Annotated in this window: 18 protein-coding genes and 1 pseudogene; 10 read left to right on the top strand and 9 right to left on the bottom strand. The window is 71.1% G+C overall.

Going from position 1 to position 16,193, the window contains the following annotated elements; all coding sequences use genetic code 11:
• Positions 1 to 435 (bottom strand): annotated as a pseudogene (locus ACSNOC_RS23675) (hypothetical protein); the annotation flags it as partial.
• A 391-nt stretch (positions 436 to 826) separates the two neighbouring features.
• Between ACSNOC_RS23675 and ACSNOC_RS23670 the strand changes: the two are divergent.
• The 5 genes from ACSNOC_RS23670 (at position 827) to ACSNOC_RS23650 (ending at position 3,035) form a co-directional block, all read left to right on the top strand.
• Positions 827 to 1,024: a hypothetical protein gene (locus ACSNOC_RS23670; RefSeq protein WP_436749584.1), complete on the top strand. Its 198-nt coding sequence runs from the start codon at positions 827 to 829 to the stop codon at positions 1,022 to 1,024.
• Entirely contained in the window at positions 1,008 to 1,538 is a 531-nt protein-coding gene (locus tag ACSNOC_RS23665; protein WP_436749583.1) for a DUF6879 family protein, read from the top strand. The genes ACSNOC_RS23670 and ACSNOC_RS23665 overlap by 17 nt, the downstream gene beginning before the upstream one ends.
• Entirely contained in the window at positions 1,535 to 2,365 is an 831-nt protein-coding gene (locus tag ACSNOC_RS23660; RefSeq protein ID WP_436749582.1) for a helix-turn-helix domain-containing protein, read from the top strand. Before ACSNOC_RS23665 ends, ACSNOC_RS23660 begins: the two co-directional genes overlap by 4 nt.
• A 61-nt stretch (positions 2,366 to 2,426) precedes the next feature.
• On the top strand, positions 2,427 to 2,624 hold the full coding sequence (locus ACSNOC_RS23655) for a DUF397 domain-containing protein (protein ID WP_436749581.1): 198 nt from the start codon (positions 2,427 to 2,429) through the stop codon (positions 2,622 to 2,624).
• A gap of 3 nt (positions 2,625 to 2,627) precedes the next feature.
• Positions 2,628 to 3,035 (top strand): hypothetical protein, encoded by a 408-nt coding sequence (locus ACSNOC_RS23650; protein ID WP_436749580.1) that lies wholly within the window; start codon positions 2,628 to 2,630, stop codon positions 3,033 to 3,035.
• A gap of 5 nt (positions 3,036 to 3,040) precedes the next feature.
• On the opposite strand, the gene ACSNOC_RS23645 is transcribed toward ACSNOC_RS23650, so the two are convergent.
• The 3 genes from ACSNOC_RS23645 to ACSNOC_RS23635 all read right to left on the bottom strand — a co-directional run bounded on the left by ACSNOC_RS23645 (position 3,041) and on the right by ACSNOC_RS23635 (position 5,424).
• The gene (locus ACSNOC_RS23645; RefSeq protein WP_436749579.1) at positions 3,041 to 4,087 is read right to left on the bottom strand and encodes a DUF1259 domain-containing protein; all 1,047 of its coding nucleotides are present in this window, start codon (positions 4,085 to 4,087) and stop codon (positions 3,041 to 3,043) included.
• A gap of 144 nt (positions 4,088 to 4,231) precedes the next feature.
• On the bottom strand, positions 4,232 to 4,579 hold the full coding sequence (locus ACSNOC_RS23640; RefSeq protein ID WP_436749578.1) for a DUF397 domain-containing protein: 348 nt from the start codon (positions 4,577 to 4,579) through the stop codon (positions 4,232 to 4,234).
• Positions 4,576 to 5,424: a helix-turn-helix domain-containing protein gene (locus tag ACSNOC_RS23635; RefSeq protein WP_436749577.1), complete on the bottom strand. Its 849-nt coding sequence runs from the start codon at positions 5,422 to 5,424 to the stop codon at positions 4,576 to 4,578. Before ACSNOC_RS23635 ends, ACSNOC_RS23640 begins: the two co-directional genes overlap by 4 nt.
• 128 nt (positions 5,425 to 5,552) lie before the next feature.
• Here ACSNOC_RS23635 and ACSNOC_RS23630 point away from each other — a divergent pair, with 128 nt between their 5' ends.
• Both ACSNOC_RS23630 and ACSNOC_RS23625 read left to right on the top strand, forming a co-directional pair.
• Positions 5,553 to 5,969, top strand: coding sequence for a hypothetical protein (locus ACSNOC_RS23630; protein WP_436749576.1), 417 nt, complete (start codon positions 5,553 to 5,555; stop codon positions 5,967 to 5,969).
• 4 nt (positions 5,970 to 5,973) lie between these two features.
• On the top strand, positions 5,974 to 6,225 hold the full coding sequence (locus ACSNOC_RS23625; protein ID WP_436749575.1) for a hypothetical protein: 252 nt from the start codon (positions 5,974 to 5,976) through the stop codon (positions 6,223 to 6,225).
• Positions 6,226 to 6,261: 36 nt separating this feature from the next.
• Here ACSNOC_RS23625 and ACSNOC_RS23620 read toward each other — a convergent pair whose 3' ends face one another.
• The 4 genes from ACSNOC_RS23620 to ACSNOC_RS23605 form a co-directional block, all read right to left on the bottom strand.
• Positions 6,262 to 6,729, bottom strand: a complete 468-nt coding sequence (locus ACSNOC_RS23620; RefSeq protein WP_436749574.1) for an NUDIX hydrolase — start codon at positions 6,727 to 6,729, stop codon at positions 6,262 to 6,264.
• Between the two features lie 97 nt (positions 6,730 to 6,826).
• Positions 6,827 to 8,077, bottom strand: a complete 1,251-nt coding sequence (locus tag ACSNOC_RS23615) for a DNA glycosylase AlkZ-like family protein (protein ID WP_436749573.1) — start codon at positions 8,075 to 8,077, stop codon at positions 6,827 to 6,829.
• Positions 8,032 to 9,369, bottom strand: coding sequence for a B12-binding domain-containing radical SAM protein (locus ACSNOC_RS23610; RefSeq protein WP_436749572.1), 1,338 nt, complete (start codon positions 9,367 to 9,369; stop codon positions 8,032 to 8,034). The genes ACSNOC_RS23615 and ACSNOC_RS23610 overlap by 46 nt, the downstream gene beginning before the upstream one ends.
• Before the next feature lie 348 nt (positions 9,370 to 9,717).
• Complete coding sequence (locus ACSNOC_RS23605) at positions 9,718 to 11,133, bottom strand: transcriptional regulator (RefSeq protein ID WP_436749571.1); 1,416 nt, start codon at positions 11,131 to 11,133, stop codon at positions 9,718 to 9,720.
• 172 nt (positions 11,134 to 11,305) lie between these two features.
• Between ACSNOC_RS23605 and ACSNOC_RS23600 the strand changes: the two genes are divergently transcribed.
• The 3 genes from ACSNOC_RS23600 to ACSNOC_RS23590 are packed head-to-tail and all read left to right on the top strand — an operon-like array spanning position 11,306 to position 14,465.
• On the top strand, positions 11,306 to 11,974 hold the full coding sequence (locus tag ACSNOC_RS23600; RefSeq protein ID WP_436749570.1) for a bifunctional DNA primase/polymerase: 669 nt from the start codon (positions 11,306 to 11,308) through the stop codon (positions 11,972 to 11,974).
• 59 nt (positions 11,975 to 12,033) lie between these two features.
• Entirely contained in the window at positions 12,034 to 12,828 is a 795-nt protein-coding gene (locus ACSNOC_RS23595) for an ABC transporter ATP-binding protein (RefSeq protein ID WP_436749569.1), read from the top strand.
• Between the two features lie 20 nt (positions 12,829 to 12,848).
• Positions 12,849 to 14,465: a transporter gene (locus tag ACSNOC_RS23590; RefSeq protein ID WP_436749568.1), complete on the top strand. Its 1,617-nt coding sequence runs from the start codon at positions 12,849 to 12,851 to the stop codon at positions 14,463 to 14,465.
• A gap of 625 nt (positions 14,466 to 15,090) precedes the next feature.
• Here ACSNOC_RS23590 and ACSNOC_RS23585 read toward each other — a convergent pair.
• A complete protein-coding gene (locus ACSNOC_RS23585) occupies positions 15,091 to 15,954 on the bottom strand; it encodes an alpha/beta fold hydrolase (protein ID WP_436749567.1) in 864 nt (287 codons plus the stop codon).
• Positions 15,955 to 16,193 lie beyond the last annotated feature (239 nt).

The raw sequence follows: 16,193 nt of genomic DNA, 5'->3' as shown, positions 1-16,193 counted from the left end.
CGCCGCCGCGTCGTCCGCCGGAACGGGCGGGATGAACTGCGTGGCGCCCTCGCTGTCCACGGGCGGAACGGGCGGGATGAACTGCGTCGCCCCCTCGCTGTCCACGGGCGGCGCGGCGGGCCGGGGAGGCGTGACCCGGGGGGTGACCGGCCGGATCTGGGTCGTGGTCTCCACGGGAGGTATGTACGCGGTGGCGTCCTCGTCCCCGCCCGGCTGCGGCAGAGCGTGCCGCCCCCGGGAAGCGGACGGCACCGCGCCCGGACCGCCCTGCGGCGGCGCCGGAGCCCCGGCCGCGCCGGGCCCCCAGGGCTGCCCCCACGGCTGCCCCGGCGCGGGGGCCCCGAGTACCGGCCCGGACTCCTCCACCCCGCCGTCGCCGGACGGCAAGATCACACCTTCACGGGGCTCGTCGTCCCGCCCGCTGTGGCTGGTCACCCGAGGCTCCTCGTCACCGCTCCGCCATTCACCGGGCCACGCTACCCGCTCCCCCAGGAGCCTGATCCCGCCACCGCCCCACCGTCAACCCACCCAGGTCAGCCGCACGCAACCGTGCCAGCACGGCCTCGGCCACGATGTCCCGAACCTCTTCCCTGCCAGGGGCACGGCCGGAGCCGAGGTAGCGCTGCGAGAACAAGGGCACGCCCCAGACGGGCTCCACCGCTGCGGACTCGCCGTGGGCGTCTGCGTCACGGTCCAAGGTCATGCCCCCCATGCTGGCGCACGCGCCGGAAGCCGACATTGGTTTCCAGAAGCGGAAACTGTTGTGCCTTGCCAGCGCCATGACGTGACAGAGAGGATTGAGGTGACGCCGAAGAGTAGGGGCAGCATGGCAGTGAAGCTGACGCGGCTGGCGGGCGCATGTGAGGACGGCGATTGCGCCACGCTCTACCTGACCGAGCGAGGCACCGTGGCTGTCCAGGGCAGTCACATGTTCGATCACGGGCTGAATGTTCCAGCGCATGAAGGCGTGGTGGAGATCCCCGCCGAACTGATCCGGAAGGTGGTATATGACAACCTCATCTAGGACGCTGGGCGAGTGGTTCGACTCGTTCGAACGCGAAGCTTTCAGGCTGGAGACGCTGGACAACTACAACATCCCACGGAGTGAGGGATCGTTCGCCAGCTTCCTGGCCGGAAAGGAACAGCCTGAGTCCTTCAAGAACTCCGAGTGGGTCACGACCGTCAGGGACGCGACGCGGGCGGGGAAGCGGATGTACCGCGTGCACATCCTGTCGCGCCCGCTCACCGACTACCTGCGGTACGAGCTGGCCTGGGGCTACCACCGGAACATGGCCGTCGGCGAGGAGTTCTTCATCCTCGACACCACCGAGCGGGAGAACCCGATCCCCGAAGCCCCGGACTTCTGGCTCTTCGACGACAGCGTCACCGCTCGCATGAACTACGACGCCACCGGCGCGTACCTGGGGGCGGACTTCCCCGGCAAGGAGAGCCTGCCGGAGTTCCAGCAGTACCGTGACCGGGCGCTGGCCGAGGCCGTACCGTTCCCGGAGTGGTGGGCCAAGCACGGGACCGAGTGAACAAAGCTCAACTGGGACCAGCGCTGCGGGCGTTGCGGATGGCCTCCGGGAAGGAGGCCAAGGCCGTGGCCCGCAGCGCTGTCATGTCCGCGAGCAAGCTCAGCAAGCTGGAGACCGGGCGCACGGCTCCGAGCGTCACGGACGTGGAGCGCATCCTCACGGCCATCGGGGTGTCGGAGGAGATCAAGGCGCAGTACATGGCCGCCGCCAGGGCAGAGGCGACCGAAGCCACGGCGTGGCGCTCTTACCGAAGGCTCGGCTACCACCGCAAGCAGCAGCAGATCCAGGCCCTTGAGGCCCAGACGACGAACCTACGCCTCTTCCAGCACTCCCTGGTGCCCGGCCTGCTGCAGACCCACGACTACATCCACGCGGTATTCGCCCGGAAGAGACTGGGACACGAGGAGCTGGCGAAGACGGTCCAGGCCCGCCTCGCCCGGCAGGCGGTTCTCCTTGACGCTGCCAAATCGTTCTCGTTCATCATCACCGAATCGGTTCTGCGCTGGAGAATTGTCCCATCGACGTTGATGGCCCAGCAGATGGATGCGCTGATCACAGTTTCGCGAAGGCCGAACGTGGACGTACGCGTTATGCCGTTAACGGCCCCGCAGACGGAGTTCCCTGGGCACTCGTTCTCGATCAAGGATGACCGGATGGTCAATGTGGAGGCCATCCATGCCGAGCTGGTCGTGACCGATCCGCGAGATATCGAGCTGTACGTGCGCAAGTTCGAGAACTTTGCCGCCACGGCTCTCGCCGGTGATGAGATGCGCGCGATGGTGGCATCGATCCGGGACGGCTTTTTGCGCGAACAGGAAAGCGGCTAGAAAGGCCGCCCGCCCAATGCCACGATGCTCTCAAGTCCGTACCAGACATGAGAGGAACGTCATGACGCAGTACGAATTCCGTCCCGCCACCCGCTGCGGCGGCCCCTGCACTGAAGGCTGTGCCGAGGTCGCCACCAATGTTCCCGGGATTGTGGCGCTGCGGGACACCAAGACCGCGACCGTCATGCAATTCACCGTCCAGGAGTGGTCGGATTTCCTGGCCGGGGCGAAGGCCGGGGAGTTCGACGTCGTGGAGTGACGCGTGCACATTCACGCGTACGCGTGGCTCGGCGAGAAAGCCGTCTTCGACAAAGAAGCGCTGCGGCGCATGCCGACTCCGCTCCGGCCGCCCGTCACCGCCGAGGAGCAGGAGCGGTATCGAGCGCGGGTGGACGCGTTCCGGAAGGCAGATGTGCCGCCGGTCGAGGTGGCGAACTGGCTGGTGAAGGATCCGCGGTTCGTCAGGGCGACCTTCGAGCGGGCGGAGGACGCGGTGACGTGGCTGGTGGAGCAGGGAGGGCAGGCGGGCAGCGCCGTCGAGCGGTTGGGCCAGGGCCGGGATGTGGGGGTGGGGGTGTACGTCGGGCGGGTTTCCTTTCTCTCCCTGGCCCTGGTCACCTGCTCACCGAATGCCGCCGCACCCCTCGCGCGGTGTCCGCGCGAGGGGTGAACGGGTCATGCCTGCGGCTTCCCCGCGCCCTGCTGGCCGCCGATGGCCACCGAGTTGGTCGCGGCCACCGCCGGCTTGAGGGCCTTCGCGAGCTGCACCGCGTCGCCCACCGCCCAGACGTGGAAGAAGAACAGGCGCGGCTCGTCCATCAGGCCGTGGTTGTGGAGGGTGACGAGTCCGATGCCGCCCTTCCGAAGCGCCACCAGAACGTTCTGGACCTCGGACCCGATCATGGCGATGTCGCCGTTCAGCACGGCCTTGCCGCCGCCCAGCGGCTGGAAGTTGAGCGCCGTCGTCGCGCCGAGGCCAGGTGGCATGACCAGGCCGCCGTGGGTGATCGTCTCGGCGCGCAGGAAGACGTTCTTGTAGATGCCGCCCGCGTCGATGCCCGGGCTGCCGAGCGCCGCGTCGATGCCGTCCGTGTCGAGGTCGACCGGCGGTTCCTCGGGCTCGCCCTCCGGCGGCGGGGGTGAGGTCGTCGTGCAGTCGATCGCCGCGCGGACGCCGCGTGCGAGGGTGATCGGGTCGTGGCTGTGTGCGTGGACGTGGGTCCACCAGAGGTCCGGCGTCTGGTGCAGCAGGTGCTTGTGGATCGCGGTCTGGTGGATTCCGTGCGCGCACAGGGCGTCGCTGACGCGCTGGAGCTCCTTCTCGGTGACGACGATGTCGCCCATGAGCATCGTGCTGCCGTCCGAGTACCGGACGAAGGCCACGTGCGTCCCCAGCGCGAAGTAGGGCTTGATTTTAATACCGTAGGAGAAGACGTCGAGGTCTCTTCGGGTGAAATCCGTGTGATAGAGCGATTTACGCCGGATACCGCCCGACCGTCCCAGGGTGGTCGCGACATCGCTCCAGTCGGACTCGACGGTGGGCATCGGCTGGAGCAGCCCCGAGCCGCCGCCGCTTTCCGCCGCCATACCGCCGGTGGAGTCCGCGCGGGCGATGCCCGCTCCCGCTCCGGCCAGCACCGGCGCCAGCGCCGCCGCGGCCATCAGCTGCCGTCGTGGCGTGGTGCCCCGTGTGAGCGCGTCCCGCTCTCGGTCTACAGTCATGCCGGTCATGTGAGCATGAAAAATCACCGCATTCCGGACATGCGGTGCCGGGGGCACTCGTTAGAGCTACATCCGATAGGCACATCAGCCGATCAACGGGTGCTCCGGCCGCCTCATCGCGGTGGCGACCGGAGCCGGGGATTGCTAGAGCGTCCCGATGAACGACGACCAGCTCGCCGCCGGAACCGCCAGCACCGGGCCACCGGGCACCTTGGAGTCGCGCACGGGCACCACACCGGGCACGCCGTCCGCCACCTCGACGCACGATCCGTTGTTGCCGCCGCTGTAGCTGCTCTTCCGCCAGGCGCCCGCCGCGATGAACGACGACCAGCTCGCTACCGGAATCACCAGCGCCGGACCGCCCGGCACCTTGGAGTCGCGCACGGGCACCACACCGGGAACGCCGTCCGCCACCTCCACGCAATCGCCGTTGTTGCCGCCGCTGTAGCTGCTCTTCCGCCACCGGGCGGCGCTCAGGTCGTGAACGGTCATTTCGTGAAGTCCTCTGCGGCAGACTCGATCAGGGAAAGGGACTCCTCGTGCGGCAACGCCGAAGCCCTGAGCAGATCGTAGGACATCTGATACTGGGCGAACAGCGCCGGATCGTCGATCAACTGGCCGATGTGCGGACCCTCGACATAGGCCAGCGGCGGGGCCTCCACGAAGGTCATCAGCTTCAGGAAGCCCTCCATCACCGAGTGGGCGCCGACCGCGTAGGGGAGGATCTGGACCAGGGCGCGGCGCTCCCGGACCGTCCGTGCGACGTGGGTGAGCTGCCCGGCCATCGCAGCCCGGCCGCCGACCGGGCGGTGCAGGATGCTCTCGTCCAACACCGCCCAATACAGGGGCCTTGTGGAGGCGTCGGCGGGCTTCAGGATGTCGGCCCGGGCGAGGCGGTTGGCCACACGGTTCTCCGTCTCCTCCTCGGGAAGGAAGGGCTGCGCGGCGCGGAAGACCGCGCGGGCGTAGTCGGCGGTCTGGAGCAGGCCGGGGACGAGAGCCGGAGCCCACTCACAGATGCTCTGGGCCAGCGGCTCGTGCTCCACCGCATCGCTGAAGAATTCGGCGAACGGGCGGCGCTTGATCAGCTCTTCCCATGTCCGCTCGAAAAAACCGTCGGTTTGTAGAGCGGCGTCGAACCGCTTCGCGTGATCGTGATCGGGCTTGCGGACGCCCAGTTCGAACATGCTGATGTACCCGGCGGAGCAGAAGATCAGCAGGCCCAGCTCCGCCTGCGTCATCCCGGCGGCCTCCCTGCGCCGCTTCAGCTCCGCACCGAAGAACTTCCAGCCGTTGCGGAACTGCGCGAACTGGCTCCTGCGAATGGCCTTGCCCATTGCCTTGCTCCCTGTGACTCCCCAGCACAACAGCGTGCTTGTATCGCTCTCTGCTCTGGCGACACTACTGCGCGTTGCCCCAGTGTGTAAGAGGCAGTGAAGGCCAAAGCCGAGGGAACGGAATGACGATGACGGAGACTCAGCACGACCCGGGAATGACGGCACGGCATGCCCGCGACCGCATACAGGACGTTCTCGAACTCGTCGGCACCGGGCCGGTCGACGTCCGGCTGGAAAGGACCGACGAGACGGAGCGAACGGTCGTGCGCATCGCGGCGACGTCGGACGAACTCCCGTCGCTGATCGCGGACTTGATGGTGAAGGGCATCGTGCCGTGGCCCGCGGCGGGAATCGCCGTGTGGGACGGCTCCGAACGCCGGGTCGGTGAGGTCATCTCGGCGGTCGGGCCGCGCGTGCGGCTGCGTTCGCTGAACACGCCCTACGAGTGGTTCTCGACCCCGCACCGCCTGCGGGTCGCGCGCCTGGGGGAAATCGCGGAGGCCGGAGAGGGAAAGGCACGCCATGGCACCGTGCAGGCATCGTGAACTCGTGGAGCGGCACGGGGTGAAGTTCTGCGCGTCCTGCGGAATGCAGATCTATCTGCCGTCACGCCGGGTGGCGATCCCCAAGGAGGCCGCCATCTCCCGTTACCGCGAAGGGGAATCACTCGCGTCCCTCGCACGTTCCTTCCACGTGTCCCAGGCAACGCTGCGGCGCCGCTTCGCAGAGTGGAAAATCGACACCCGCGGCGCCCCCGAAGCAGCCCAAGCAATCCGCCCGATACAGAAGTTCAACCGGTGATCACGGCCACCAGGCGCGTGCCGCCAGCCGCGCGAGTCAGGTGACGGTGTGGAGAGGTTGCCAGCCGAACCGGGAGTGCGTGCGGCCGGCGGCGATGTGGGCGAGTGCTGCCGCGTGGTAGGGAACGGTGTTGTCGGGGATGGCGCCCAAGGGGTACCAGGCGATGCCGCCGCACTTGTGGGGCTCGGCGTTGTACGGCTCGCCTTCCCAGGTCGTGGCGCGGTAGAAGACCCCCAGGCGCGGTTCTTCTCCGGGGGCGCGGTGGTCGATGAAGTGGGCAAACTCCAGGTGACCCGGGGCAACGCGGACGCCGATCTCTTCCAGCCCCTCCCGGACGGTGCCGACGTCGGTCGACTCCCCGGCTTCGAGGTGACCGCTGGGCACTTGCCACAGACCGGAGGCGTATCCCCCTTTGCGCAGGCTCAGGAGTACCCGGCCGTCACGGACAAGGAGCAGGTGGACATCGCAGATCCGGCGATGGCGCTGAACAGTGGGGGTGGCCACGGTGGTATGTGCTCTCTGGAGGGGGCGGTGAAGCCACGATTATGGACCCGCCCGGCACTCGGCGAGCGATGCCCCTCCCTCTTTCAGGTGGCGGGCCTCAGGACGGTTCGGTGCGCAGGAACTCCTGAACTGACTCCAGGCGTTCCTTGGCGGCGCGGGCGATGGCGCGGGGCGGCCGGGTGAAGAATTCGGCGTCGACCGTGCGGGTCTTCTTGTCCCAGCTCCACACGCCGGTGATCCGTCCGGCGACGGTAATGGTGGCCCTGACTTCTCCGATGGAGTTGAAGGCCCGCGCGGTGTGTGCGGGGTCGTGGTAGCGGGCGCGGGTGGTGAAGTATCCCTTGAAGGTAGGGTCTTCGAACGCCAGCAGGCGGACGTGGTCCTCCGGGAGCGGAGGGGAGTTCCGGATCCGGTCGATCTCCTCGGTGAGGGCGAGGAGGGTGCCGGGCAGGCCCTCGACGCATACCCGGGTGATCTCGCCGTGGATCGCCGCCAGGGCGGGGCCGATTTCGGCGCGGGTGAGCCCGGACCACCACAGCAGGTCGCCTTCGGCGGCAGGGCCGTAGGCGCGCAGGTAGCGGCGGACCAGTGTGATGGTCGCGGTGGCCGGATCGGTGCCGTTGAGGCTGAGGTGGGGGTGGATGTGTCCCATGAGCGCGAACTGCCGCTGCTCGCGGTGCAGTGAGGAGGCGGTGTTGCGGCAGGTGAGGTGCCCCGATTCCCAGGCCCATTTGATGCCCAGCCGCACTGTCTCGGTCCTGGCTCCCGTGTGCTGCTTGATCAGGCGCGCGGTCAAATCCGTGTAGCTGAGGGGGCCGCCGGCCAACGACTCCTGCGCACGGGCAGCCCACAGGTGCAAGTCCTGGCGAGTGAGTCCATGGCGGCGTGCGGTCGCCGCGGTGGCGCCCAGCCTCAGCCGCAGTGAGGCAGCGTGGGCATCGGACGCCTGGCCGACAGGCCACAAGTGGAGGGTGCGCCGCATGCACCGCACCTTCAGCAGCGGGCCGCCCGGCACAAGGGCTTCACGTAGTTGGTCGGGCGTGAACAAGTCGCCGAAGCGCGTGTGGGCAGTGACGTATGGGGTCAGGAGCCGGGCGGCGTGCAGCCCTGCCTGGGCATCGGCGAGGGCTGCGAGACCGGGGGGCGGAGGAGTCGTCCCCCAGCCGTGGCGGGTGGCGACGGCCGCTCGTTCGACGGCCGCCGACAACGTCAGCGCAGTGGTCAAGGCGGTTGCTCCTCCTGCCCGGAGAGGCGACTGCGGCCCTTTGGGCCACGAGGAGTTACCGAGGCTAGCGCTTCTGGTCAGGCTCCGGGTGCGGGAGACGGAAGCTGGTGCCGGTCGGGCCACAGTTCGTCCACCATCGCGGCGAGTTCGGCGTAGCCGGCCTGGACGTGGGAGAACTGCTCATCGGTTCCCCACCAGTGCCGGTGGTTGTGATGAATGTGGTACTTGCTCCAGTCGCCGTCCCAGCCCGGTTGCCCGCTCGTTCCGCGCAAACCGAATTCCTCCGGGTGGTCGTACACGTAGGTGCCCGGCAGCGGGACGAAGCGGAAGAGCGACACCCGGTCGATGTGCGGAGCGAGCTCGGCCAGGAGGTCCATGGTCTCTCGGGTCGTGTGCCGGTCCTCGCCCGGAAAGCCGTGGATGAGGAACAGCTTGACGTTGATGCCGGAGTTCCTCGCCCAGCGCACCGCGCGCCGGATGCGGTCGGCGGTGATGTTCTTGCGCATCGCCTTGAGAATGCGGGGGCTTCCCGATTCCATACCGTACTTGACCTCCAGGCAGCCGGAGGCGGCCATGTCGGCCAACAGTTCCTCGTCCACGGTATCGACCCGCGAGAGTGCGGACCACTTCAGGCCCAGGTCAGTGATGCTGGCACAGATGTCCCGGACTCTGCGCTTGTTGACGATGAAGTTGTCGTCCACGATCGCGAACCCCTCGATCCCGTATCGCTCGATCATGTCGACCAGCTCCCGGCGGGCACTGGCACCGGAGCGGTACTGAATTCGTGTCTGGGCCGCGGCGCAGAACCGGCAGGGGAATGGGCAGCCCCGGCTGAACATGACGTGCGCCATGCGCAGGTCGGTGGCGCTGAGCCGGTCGTTCATCACCAGGTCCTCGGCGGGGAGCAGATGGCGGGCCGGCAGCGGCAGTGTGTCGATGCTCGTGAGCAGCGCACGGGGGCGTGTCCGGACCGCTTCCCGGCCGCGCAGGCAGCAGATGCCCGGGATGTCTTCGAAGCGGCGGGAGCGGGCGTGCGCGAGAAGATCGAGGAAGGTCTCCTCTCCCTCCCCGATCCCCACCACGTGCGGCTCGATGTCGAGCAGAGTCTGCTCGGGGTAGAAGTTCGGGTGCACACCACCGACCAGGATCAGCGGGTCACCGTCGTAACGGCTCGCCCGGCGGCAGTCCCGGATGACGCCGTAGGTCGCCGAGGAGGGAATGGTGAAGGCCACGACATCGAAGCCGGTGAAGTCCCTGACGCAGTCGCCGTCGCTGACCTTGGCCACCTCCACCTCGTGGCCGTGTGCCTCGGCAACCGCTGCCAGGTACAGCACCCCGAAGGGCGGGAACTCCTTGCGGCTCTCCTTGAACCTGGCCAGGTCGAGGACTTCCGGATAGACGACAGCAACACGCATGGCCTTCTCCCATGTCCGTGAGCGATGACGGTGCCTGTGTGCCTCTTCGGCCCGGTGCTGTGACGAAGTCCGAGTGATCCGAAGCCTGTTCGCCTGGCGGCGAGGTGCTCCGTCGTCCCCACCGCAGTTACTGCGGGCACCAGTACGGCCTGCTGTCGGTACCAGAACAGCGCAGGCCTTGGCCATCGGCCACAGAAGCCGCGCCTGACCTGGGTGTCGGCGCGCTCCGGGCCGAGGAAGTCACCGGCGTGGCGTGGTGCGACGCCGGGGCCATCGCCGACGAGACCTTGCGCGATCGTGTGGTGTGGGTTCCTCTGCTGACGGGTCGCGAGGAGTGCCCGATCCGGTTCAGTTCGGGTGCGGCCAGCGGGCCGTGAAGTCGCGGACGGTGGGTTCGTTGCGGTGGGGGGTCAGGCGGGAGCGGAAGTCCTCGAAGTAGTCCGTGCCCCGGCCGGAGCGGAGGCCGTCGAGGAGGGTGCCCGCCTCGGAGGCCGTCTGGCACGCCTGGTCCAGCTCGCCCTCCTGCAACTGGCCCGTGGCCAGGATGAGCAGACCTATCACGCGGCGCCTGGCCCGGGTCTCCGGGTGGCCGGACAGGGCCTCCGCCGCGCGCCGCTGCGCGGCCCGGCCCTGGCCCAGGTCGCGGTGGCAGTGGGCCAGTTCGTCCGCCAGGTAGGCCGCGTCGAAGTGCGTGATCCACGAGGGGTCGTCGCCGGAGTCCGGGTCCGAACGGTCGAGGGCGGCCAGGGCCCCGGCCGCCGCCCGGCGGCAGCCCTCCTGGTCCCCGAGCTGGGCGTAGCCCCGGGCCTCGGCGGCCAGGAACAGTGCTTCCGCGCGGGGCGTGATCCGGCCCCGGGAGCCCTCCTGGGCGGCGCGGGCGAGCTGGATCACCTCCCGTGGGTTCCCCAGCTCGGCGGCGAGGTGGCTCATGCCCGCCGCGAGGACGTAGCCGCCGAAGCCCCGGTCGCCGGACGCCTGGGCCAGCCGCAGGGCCTGGATGTAGTACCGCTGCGCCAGGCCGGGCAGACCGCTGTCCACCGCCATGTACCCGGCCAGCTCGGTCAGCCGGGCGGCGGCGAAGAACAGCTCGCGGCCGACCGATTCCCGGTAGGACCCGTCGAGGAGGCCCGCGACGACGCTGTTGAGGTAGTGGACGACGACCGGGCGCACGTGGCCGGCGCCCCAGCGGCGGTCGAGGGTGATCAGCGCGGTCGTGGTGTCGAGCACGGCCTTGACGTCCGCGCTGCCGACGCGCGGCCCGGAGGAGCGGGCCACTTCCGCGTCGGCCGGGGTGATCAGCCAGTCGCGGCTGGGCTCGACCAGCGCGGCCGGGGCCACGCTGGAGCCGCCGGGCGCGTACGGGTTCTGCCCGTTCTGCCCCTCGCCGCCGGTCTCCCTGCGGGCCACGTCCGAGCGCCACAGCTCCGTCGCCTGCTCCAGGCTCTCCGCGAGCCCGGCCGCGAAGTGCAGACCGACCGAGGAGGTGAGCTGGCGGGTGGTGCCCATGCCGATCTCGTCCACGGTCACCGGGCGGCCCAGCTTGCGGCCCAGCGCCTCCGCGATGACCTCCGGCGCCCGGCCGCGCGGCTGCTGGCCACGGATCCAGCGCGCGACGGACGTCTTGTCGTACCGGAAGTCGAAGCCACGCTCGGCGGCGCACATGTTGACCCGGCGGGCCAGACCCGCGTTGGAGCAGCCGGCCTCGCGGATGAGGGTCAGCAGGCGCTCGTTGGGCTGGCGGGCGATCAGTGGTCTGGCAGTCATCAAGCGGCTCCCTTGCTGACGGGCCCGGGAAGATCCCCGCAGATCAATGCCCGGCCGTCGCCGGATCCATCCCGTACGCCCCTGTCGATGCTCCGATGCGCCCCGCGTGCGGGCGCTCCGCCGCACACCGGGGCGCAGTTGGCCGTAACCCGTTCGGAGGAATTAAGTTGTCATGGATGTGGAAGAGACCATCGCCGTCACCTCAGCCGTGACCCCTCAGACGCATCTCCTGCAGTCCGCCGAATCGATGCTGGAACACGCCGTCCGCTACGCCGAGGAGCGGCACTGGGACGTGCTGCCCGGCACATGGCTGGAATACGACCGGGGCGTCGCCCGCTGCTCCTGCGGGGTCGACACGTGCTACGCCCCCGGCGCGCACCCCACGCGCATGGACTGGCCGACGCACGCCACCGGCAGCGCCGTCGAGGCCCGCCGGGTGTGGGAGCGGGAGCCGCGGGCGGCGGTCCTGCTGCCGACCGGGCGGACGTTCGACGTGATCGACGTGCCGGAGACGGCGGGCTGTCTGGCCCTGGCGCGGATGGAGCGCACGGGCATCGAGCTGGGCCCGGTCGCCGGGACGCCGACCGGGCGGTTGCAGTTCTTCGTGCTGCCGGGCGGCGCGGCCAAGGCGCCGGGCACGCTGCGGCGGCTCGGCTGGCAGCCGGCGACGATGGACATGATCCCGCGCGGCGAGGGCGACTTCGTGGCCGCGCCGCCGACGCGGATCGGCACGCGCGGCTCCGTGCAGTGGGCGCGGCGGCCGACCACGACGAACCGCTGGCTGCCCGACGCCGAGCAACTCCTGCCCACCCTCGCCTACGCCTGCGCCCAGGAGCGCTGAGGGGCGGGAGGGACACCGCGCCCTCCCGCCCGCGACACCCTCCCTTCTAGGGTGGGCGCATGACGGTGGAGGGGAACGACGAGCACCGGGTGCCCGCGGTCCGGGTGCGGGGGCTGTGGAAGCGGTTCGGCGAGCAGGTGGCCGTGTCGGGGATCGATCTGGATCTGCCGGCGGGAAGGTTCATCGGGCTGGTCGGGCCGAACGGGGCCGGGAAGACCACCACCCTGTCGATGATCACGGGGCTGCTGCGGCCGGACGACGGCCGGGTGGAGGTCGCCGGGCACGACGTGTGGCGGGACCCGGTGAGCGTGAAGGCGCGCATCGGTGTGCTGCCCGAGGGGCTGCGGCTGTTCGAACGGCTCTCCGGGCGGGAGCTGTTGACGTACCTCGGGCGGCTGCGGGGCCTTCCGGCGGCCGAAGTGGACCGGCGCACCGACCAGTTGCTGGACGTGCTGGATCTGTCGGCGGCGCAGCACAAGCTGGTCGTGGACTACTCGACGGGCATGCGGAAGAAGACGGGGCTGGCGGCGGCGCTGCTGCACAACCCCGAAGTGCTGTTCCTGGACGAGCCGTTCGAGGGCGTGGACCCGGTGTCGGCGCAGACGATCCGGGAGGTCCTGGAGCGGTACACCGCGTCGGGGGCGACGGTGGTCTTCTCCAGCCATGTGATGGAGCTGGTCGAGTCGCTGTGCGACTGGGTCGCGGTGCTGGCGGCGGGGCGCATCCGGGCGCACGGCCCGCTGGCGGACGTGCGCGGGGACGCGGAGACGTTGCAGGCCGCCTTCCTGGAGCTGGTGGGGGCGCGCGGCAACACGGCGGGCCAGGACCTGAACTGGCTGGGCGGCGGCCGGTGAGCGCCCCGGTGGACGCGCCGGTGAGCGCGTCCGTCGCCGTGGTGGCGGGAACGTTCCTGCGGCTGAAGCTGTCGCTGCTGCGCAACGGCGTGCGGCAGTCGTCCGCGCGGACCGCCGCGTTCGTCGGCGCGATCGTGGTGACCGCGCTGGTCGGCGGCCTCGGGCTGCTCGGGCTGGTGGCGCTGCGCGGGCACGAGCACGGGCCGGAGGCGGCGGTGGTACTGGTCGCGCTGCTCGCGCTGGGCTGGGCGTTCATGCCGCTGTTCGTCGGCGGGGCGGACGAGACGCTGGACCCGGCGCGGCTGGCGATGCTGCCGCTGCGGCCGAACGCGTTGCTGGCCGGGCAGCTCGTCGCGTCGGTGGTCGGCGCCGGGCCGCTGTTCACCGTGCTGCTGGTGTCGGGCGCGGTGGTGGTCGTGGCCGACGGCGCGGCGGGGGTGGCGGCGGCGGTGCTCGCCGTTCCGCTGGCGCTGCTGACGTGCACGACGCTGGCGCGGGCCCTGGCCACGGCCAACGCGGGGCTGCTCAGCAGCAGGCGCGGGCGCGATCTGGCCGTGCTGAGCGGGATCGCGATCGCGTTCGGCGTCCAGGCCCTCAACCTCGGGCTGTCGCGGCTGTCCGGGGAGAACGGCGCCGGGCCGCTCGAAGCGCTCGCGGACGTGGTGCGCTGGGTGCCGCCGGCCGCCGCCGTCGAGGGCGTGCGGGCGGCGGGCGACGGCTCGCCCGGGCTGGCGGCGGCCGGTCTCGGCGGCACCGCGCTGGCCTGGCTGCTGCTGCTCGGCTGGTGGCGGCGGACCCTGACGCGGCTGCTGACCGCGCCCGACTCCTCCACGGTGGGGGCGGCGGCGCCCCGGACGGCGGGGAAGGCGGGGACCGCGCGGGCGGGCGAGCGGGAGAGCCGGTGGCTGCCCGCCGGGCGGACCGGCACGGTGGCGCGGCGGACGCTGCGTTACGGGTGGCGGGACCCGAAGACGAAGATGGGCTGGGCCTCGGCGCTCGGCATGGGCGTGCTGATGCCGGTGGTGACGGCGGCGCAGGGCGGGGCGAGCGCCTACACCGCCTGCTGGGCGTCGGCGCTGCTCGGGCTGCTGATGTACAACCAGTTCGGCCAGGACTACAGCGGCTTCTGGCTGGTCGCGCAGACGATCGCCACGCCCAGGGACGCCTATCTGGAGCTGTGCGGGCGGGCGCTCGCGGTGGCGGTGGTGGCCGTGCCGTTCACCACGGCGGTGGTGGTGCTGTCGGCGGCGCTCGCCGGGGACTGGGCGTCGCTGGCCGGAGCGCTGGGCCTGGCCCTGGCGCTGCTCGGCGCGCTGCTGGGCATGGGGGCGGTGACCAGCGCCCGGTTCCCGTACTCGATCCCGCAGGACAGCCCGATGAAGAACGTGGTGCCCGGGCAGGGCGCGCTCGCGTGGTTCAGCATCATCGGCGGCATGCTGGCGGGCGCGGTGCTGTGCGCGCCGGTGATCGCGCTGGTGGTCGTGCTCACCACGTCGGACGCGACGGGCTGGCTGTGGACGGCCCTGCCGCTCGGCACCGGCTACGGCCTGCTGACCGCCTGGGCCGGCCTCCACCTGGCCGCCCCGGTCACCGCCCGCCGCCTCCCGGAGATCCTGACGGCGGTCAGCAGGACGTAAGCCGCCGGGGGCCACGGACCGACCCGGCGACGGCGGCATGGGCACGGCCGAGGGATCGCCGGAGCCGGAAGGGAAACGACGCCGCCCCGCGATCACCGCGCGCTCCGGGGCCCGCAGGGACTGCCGGAGAACCACGGGCGGACCCGACGCGACAGCGGCACGGGCACGGCCCGGTGACCCCCGGGCCGGACGGGAAACGCCGGCCGACACCTCCCGCCTGCGACCACCCGCGCGCCCGAGGGGAACCCACGGGAACACAGGCGGACCCCGGACGACACTGCCAGCATGGCCGAGCACCCGCCACGGCCGAACGGGTCCCCCGGCACGCCCGGAGGATCTCCCGGGCCCCGAGGGCGCCATGGGAGACACGGCCACGGCCGGGTGGTCGCCGGAGCCGGGCACCACGCCCGACACCTAAGACACCGGCCAACCCGACGGGACCACACGGAGCAACCGAGGCGACGCCAGAGCGGACGGTCCCGGCACGCCCGGGAAACCTCCCGGGCCGCGGAGGGCCCCACGGAAGACACCGGCCGGCCCGACGTGACGACACGGGCACGGCCGGGTGGTCGCCCGTGCGCCCCGGGCGGGCGTCTTCATGCCGACAGGTCAGGGGTGGTGGGGCTCAGGCCTCCAGCCCTTCGTCCCGCAGGAAGCGCTCCACGATCTCCCGCCACTCCGCCGGGCGTTCGAGGTGGGCGAGGTGGCCGGCGTCGGGGATGTCGGCGTAGCGGCCGTGGGGCAGGACGCGGACCATCTCGTGTGCCTCCGCGCGGCCCAGCTCGCCGTCGAGGCCGCGCACCACCAGGGCCGGGCAGCGGACCAGGGCCAGCTCGTCCCAGTGCGCCTCGCGGACCCAGCCCTCGCGGGCGGCCAGCATCTGGGGGCGCGAGAAGCCGGGCTGCCAGCCGTCGGGGTGCTCGACCATCACCTCGGCGAAAAAGTCCCCCCGGACCGGGCGCGGCCGGTCGAGCGTGGGGTCGTCCTCGCCGAACCAGCGCCGCACGTCCGCGAGCGTGGCGAACGGCACCGGCCAGGAGTCCAGCCACGCGGTCCACTCCTGCCGCGAGCGGACGCCGAGCGCCGCCGCCCGCATGTCGCAGATCACCACCGCGCGCACCAGATCCGGGCGGCGGGCGGCGAGCTGCCACGCCGTCAGCGCGCCCATCGCGTGCCCGATGAGCACGGCCGGGCCCAGGCCGAGCTGCTCCACGGCCGCCTCCGCGTCCGCGACGAACGCGTCGCGGTCGAACGGGCCGGCGGCGGGCTTCTCGCTGTGGCCGTGGCCGCGCTGGTCCAGGGCGACCACGCGGCGGCGGGCCGCCAGCCACCGGGCGTGGTCCGCCCAGTGCGCGGCGCGGCCCAGCAGCCCGTGCAGCAGCAGCACGCCGGGGCGCGCCCGCTCCCGCCCGGCCTCCGGCGACCCGCCGAACTCCCAGGCAGCCAGCCGCACTCCGCCCTGCCCGACAACGTGGACGCGACGCGCCATGCGCACCGTCCCCCTTTCTCCGGCTCCGGTCACGGCCCCCGCCCCTACCAGAGACACGATATCGAATAAGAGTTCGAACACCGTGCAATTACTGCCCAAGAACGCCCGTTTGAGTGATAGTGCCCCACGAGTCGCCCGGCTTCCCACCGGGGAAACCAGGGACAGGGGAGGGAGACCGACCCGGGGAGCTCGGGGCTCCGCGTCGGTCTCGGGGGTGGGTGGTGGGGCGGCCCCCCCCC

It is taken from the genome of Streptomyces sp. URMC 129, assembly GCF_051386415.1.
Lineage (GTDB): Bacteria > Actinomycetota > Actinomycetes > Streptomycetales > Streptomycetaceae > Streptomyces.
Note: the sequence above shows the minus strand (reverse complement) of the source record. Positions and strands in the feature narration are given on the sequence as shown.

Coding starts and splice junctions, on each gene's coding strand:
- ACSNOC_RS23585 (WP_436749567.1), bottom strand. CDS start 15,954: ATGGCGCGTCGCGTCCACGTTGTCGGGCAGGGCGGAGTGCGGCTGGCT.
- ACSNOC_RS23655 (WP_436749581.1), top strand. CDS start 2,427: ATGACGCAGTACGAATTCCGTCCCGCCACCCGCTGCGGCGGCCCCTGC.
- ACSNOC_RS23670 (WP_436749584.1), top strand. CDS start 827: ATGGCAGTGAAGCTGACGCGGCTGGCGGGCGCATGTGAGGACGGCGAT.
- ACSNOC_RS23610 (WP_436749572.1), bottom strand. CDS start 9,369: ATGCGTGTTGCTGTCGTCTATCCGGAAGTCCTCGACCTGGCCAGGTTC.
- ACSNOC_RS23665 (WP_436749583.1), top strand. CDS start 1,008: ATGACAACCTCATCTAGGACGCTGGGCGAGTGGTTCGACTCGTTCGAA.
- ACSNOC_RS23630 (WP_436749576.1), top strand. CDS start 5,553: ATGACGGAGACTCAGCACGACCCGGGAATGACGGCACGGCATGCCCGC.
- ACSNOC_RS23595 (WP_436749569.1), top strand. CDS start 12,034: ATGACGGTGGAGGGGAACGACGAGCACCGGGTGCCCGCGGTCCGGGTG.
- ACSNOC_RS23640 (WP_436749578.1), bottom strand. CDS start 4,579: ATGACCGTTCACGACCTGAGCGCCGCCCGGTGGCGGAAGAGCAGCTAC.
- ACSNOC_RS23635 (WP_436749577.1), bottom strand. CDS start 5,424: ATGGGCAAGGCCATTCGCAGGAGCCAGTTCGCGCAGTTCCGCAACGGC.
- ACSNOC_RS23600 (WP_436749570.1), top strand. CDS start 11,306: ATGGATGTGGAAGAGACCATCGCCGTCACCTCAGCCGTGACCCCTCAG.
- ACSNOC_RS23645 (WP_436749579.1), bottom strand. CDS start 4,087: ATGACTGTAGACCGAGAGCGGGACGCGCTCACACGGGGCACCACGCCA.
- ACSNOC_RS23605 (WP_436749571.1), bottom strand. CDS start 11,133: ATGACTGCCAGACCACTGATCGCCCGCCAGCCCAACGAGCGCCTGCTG.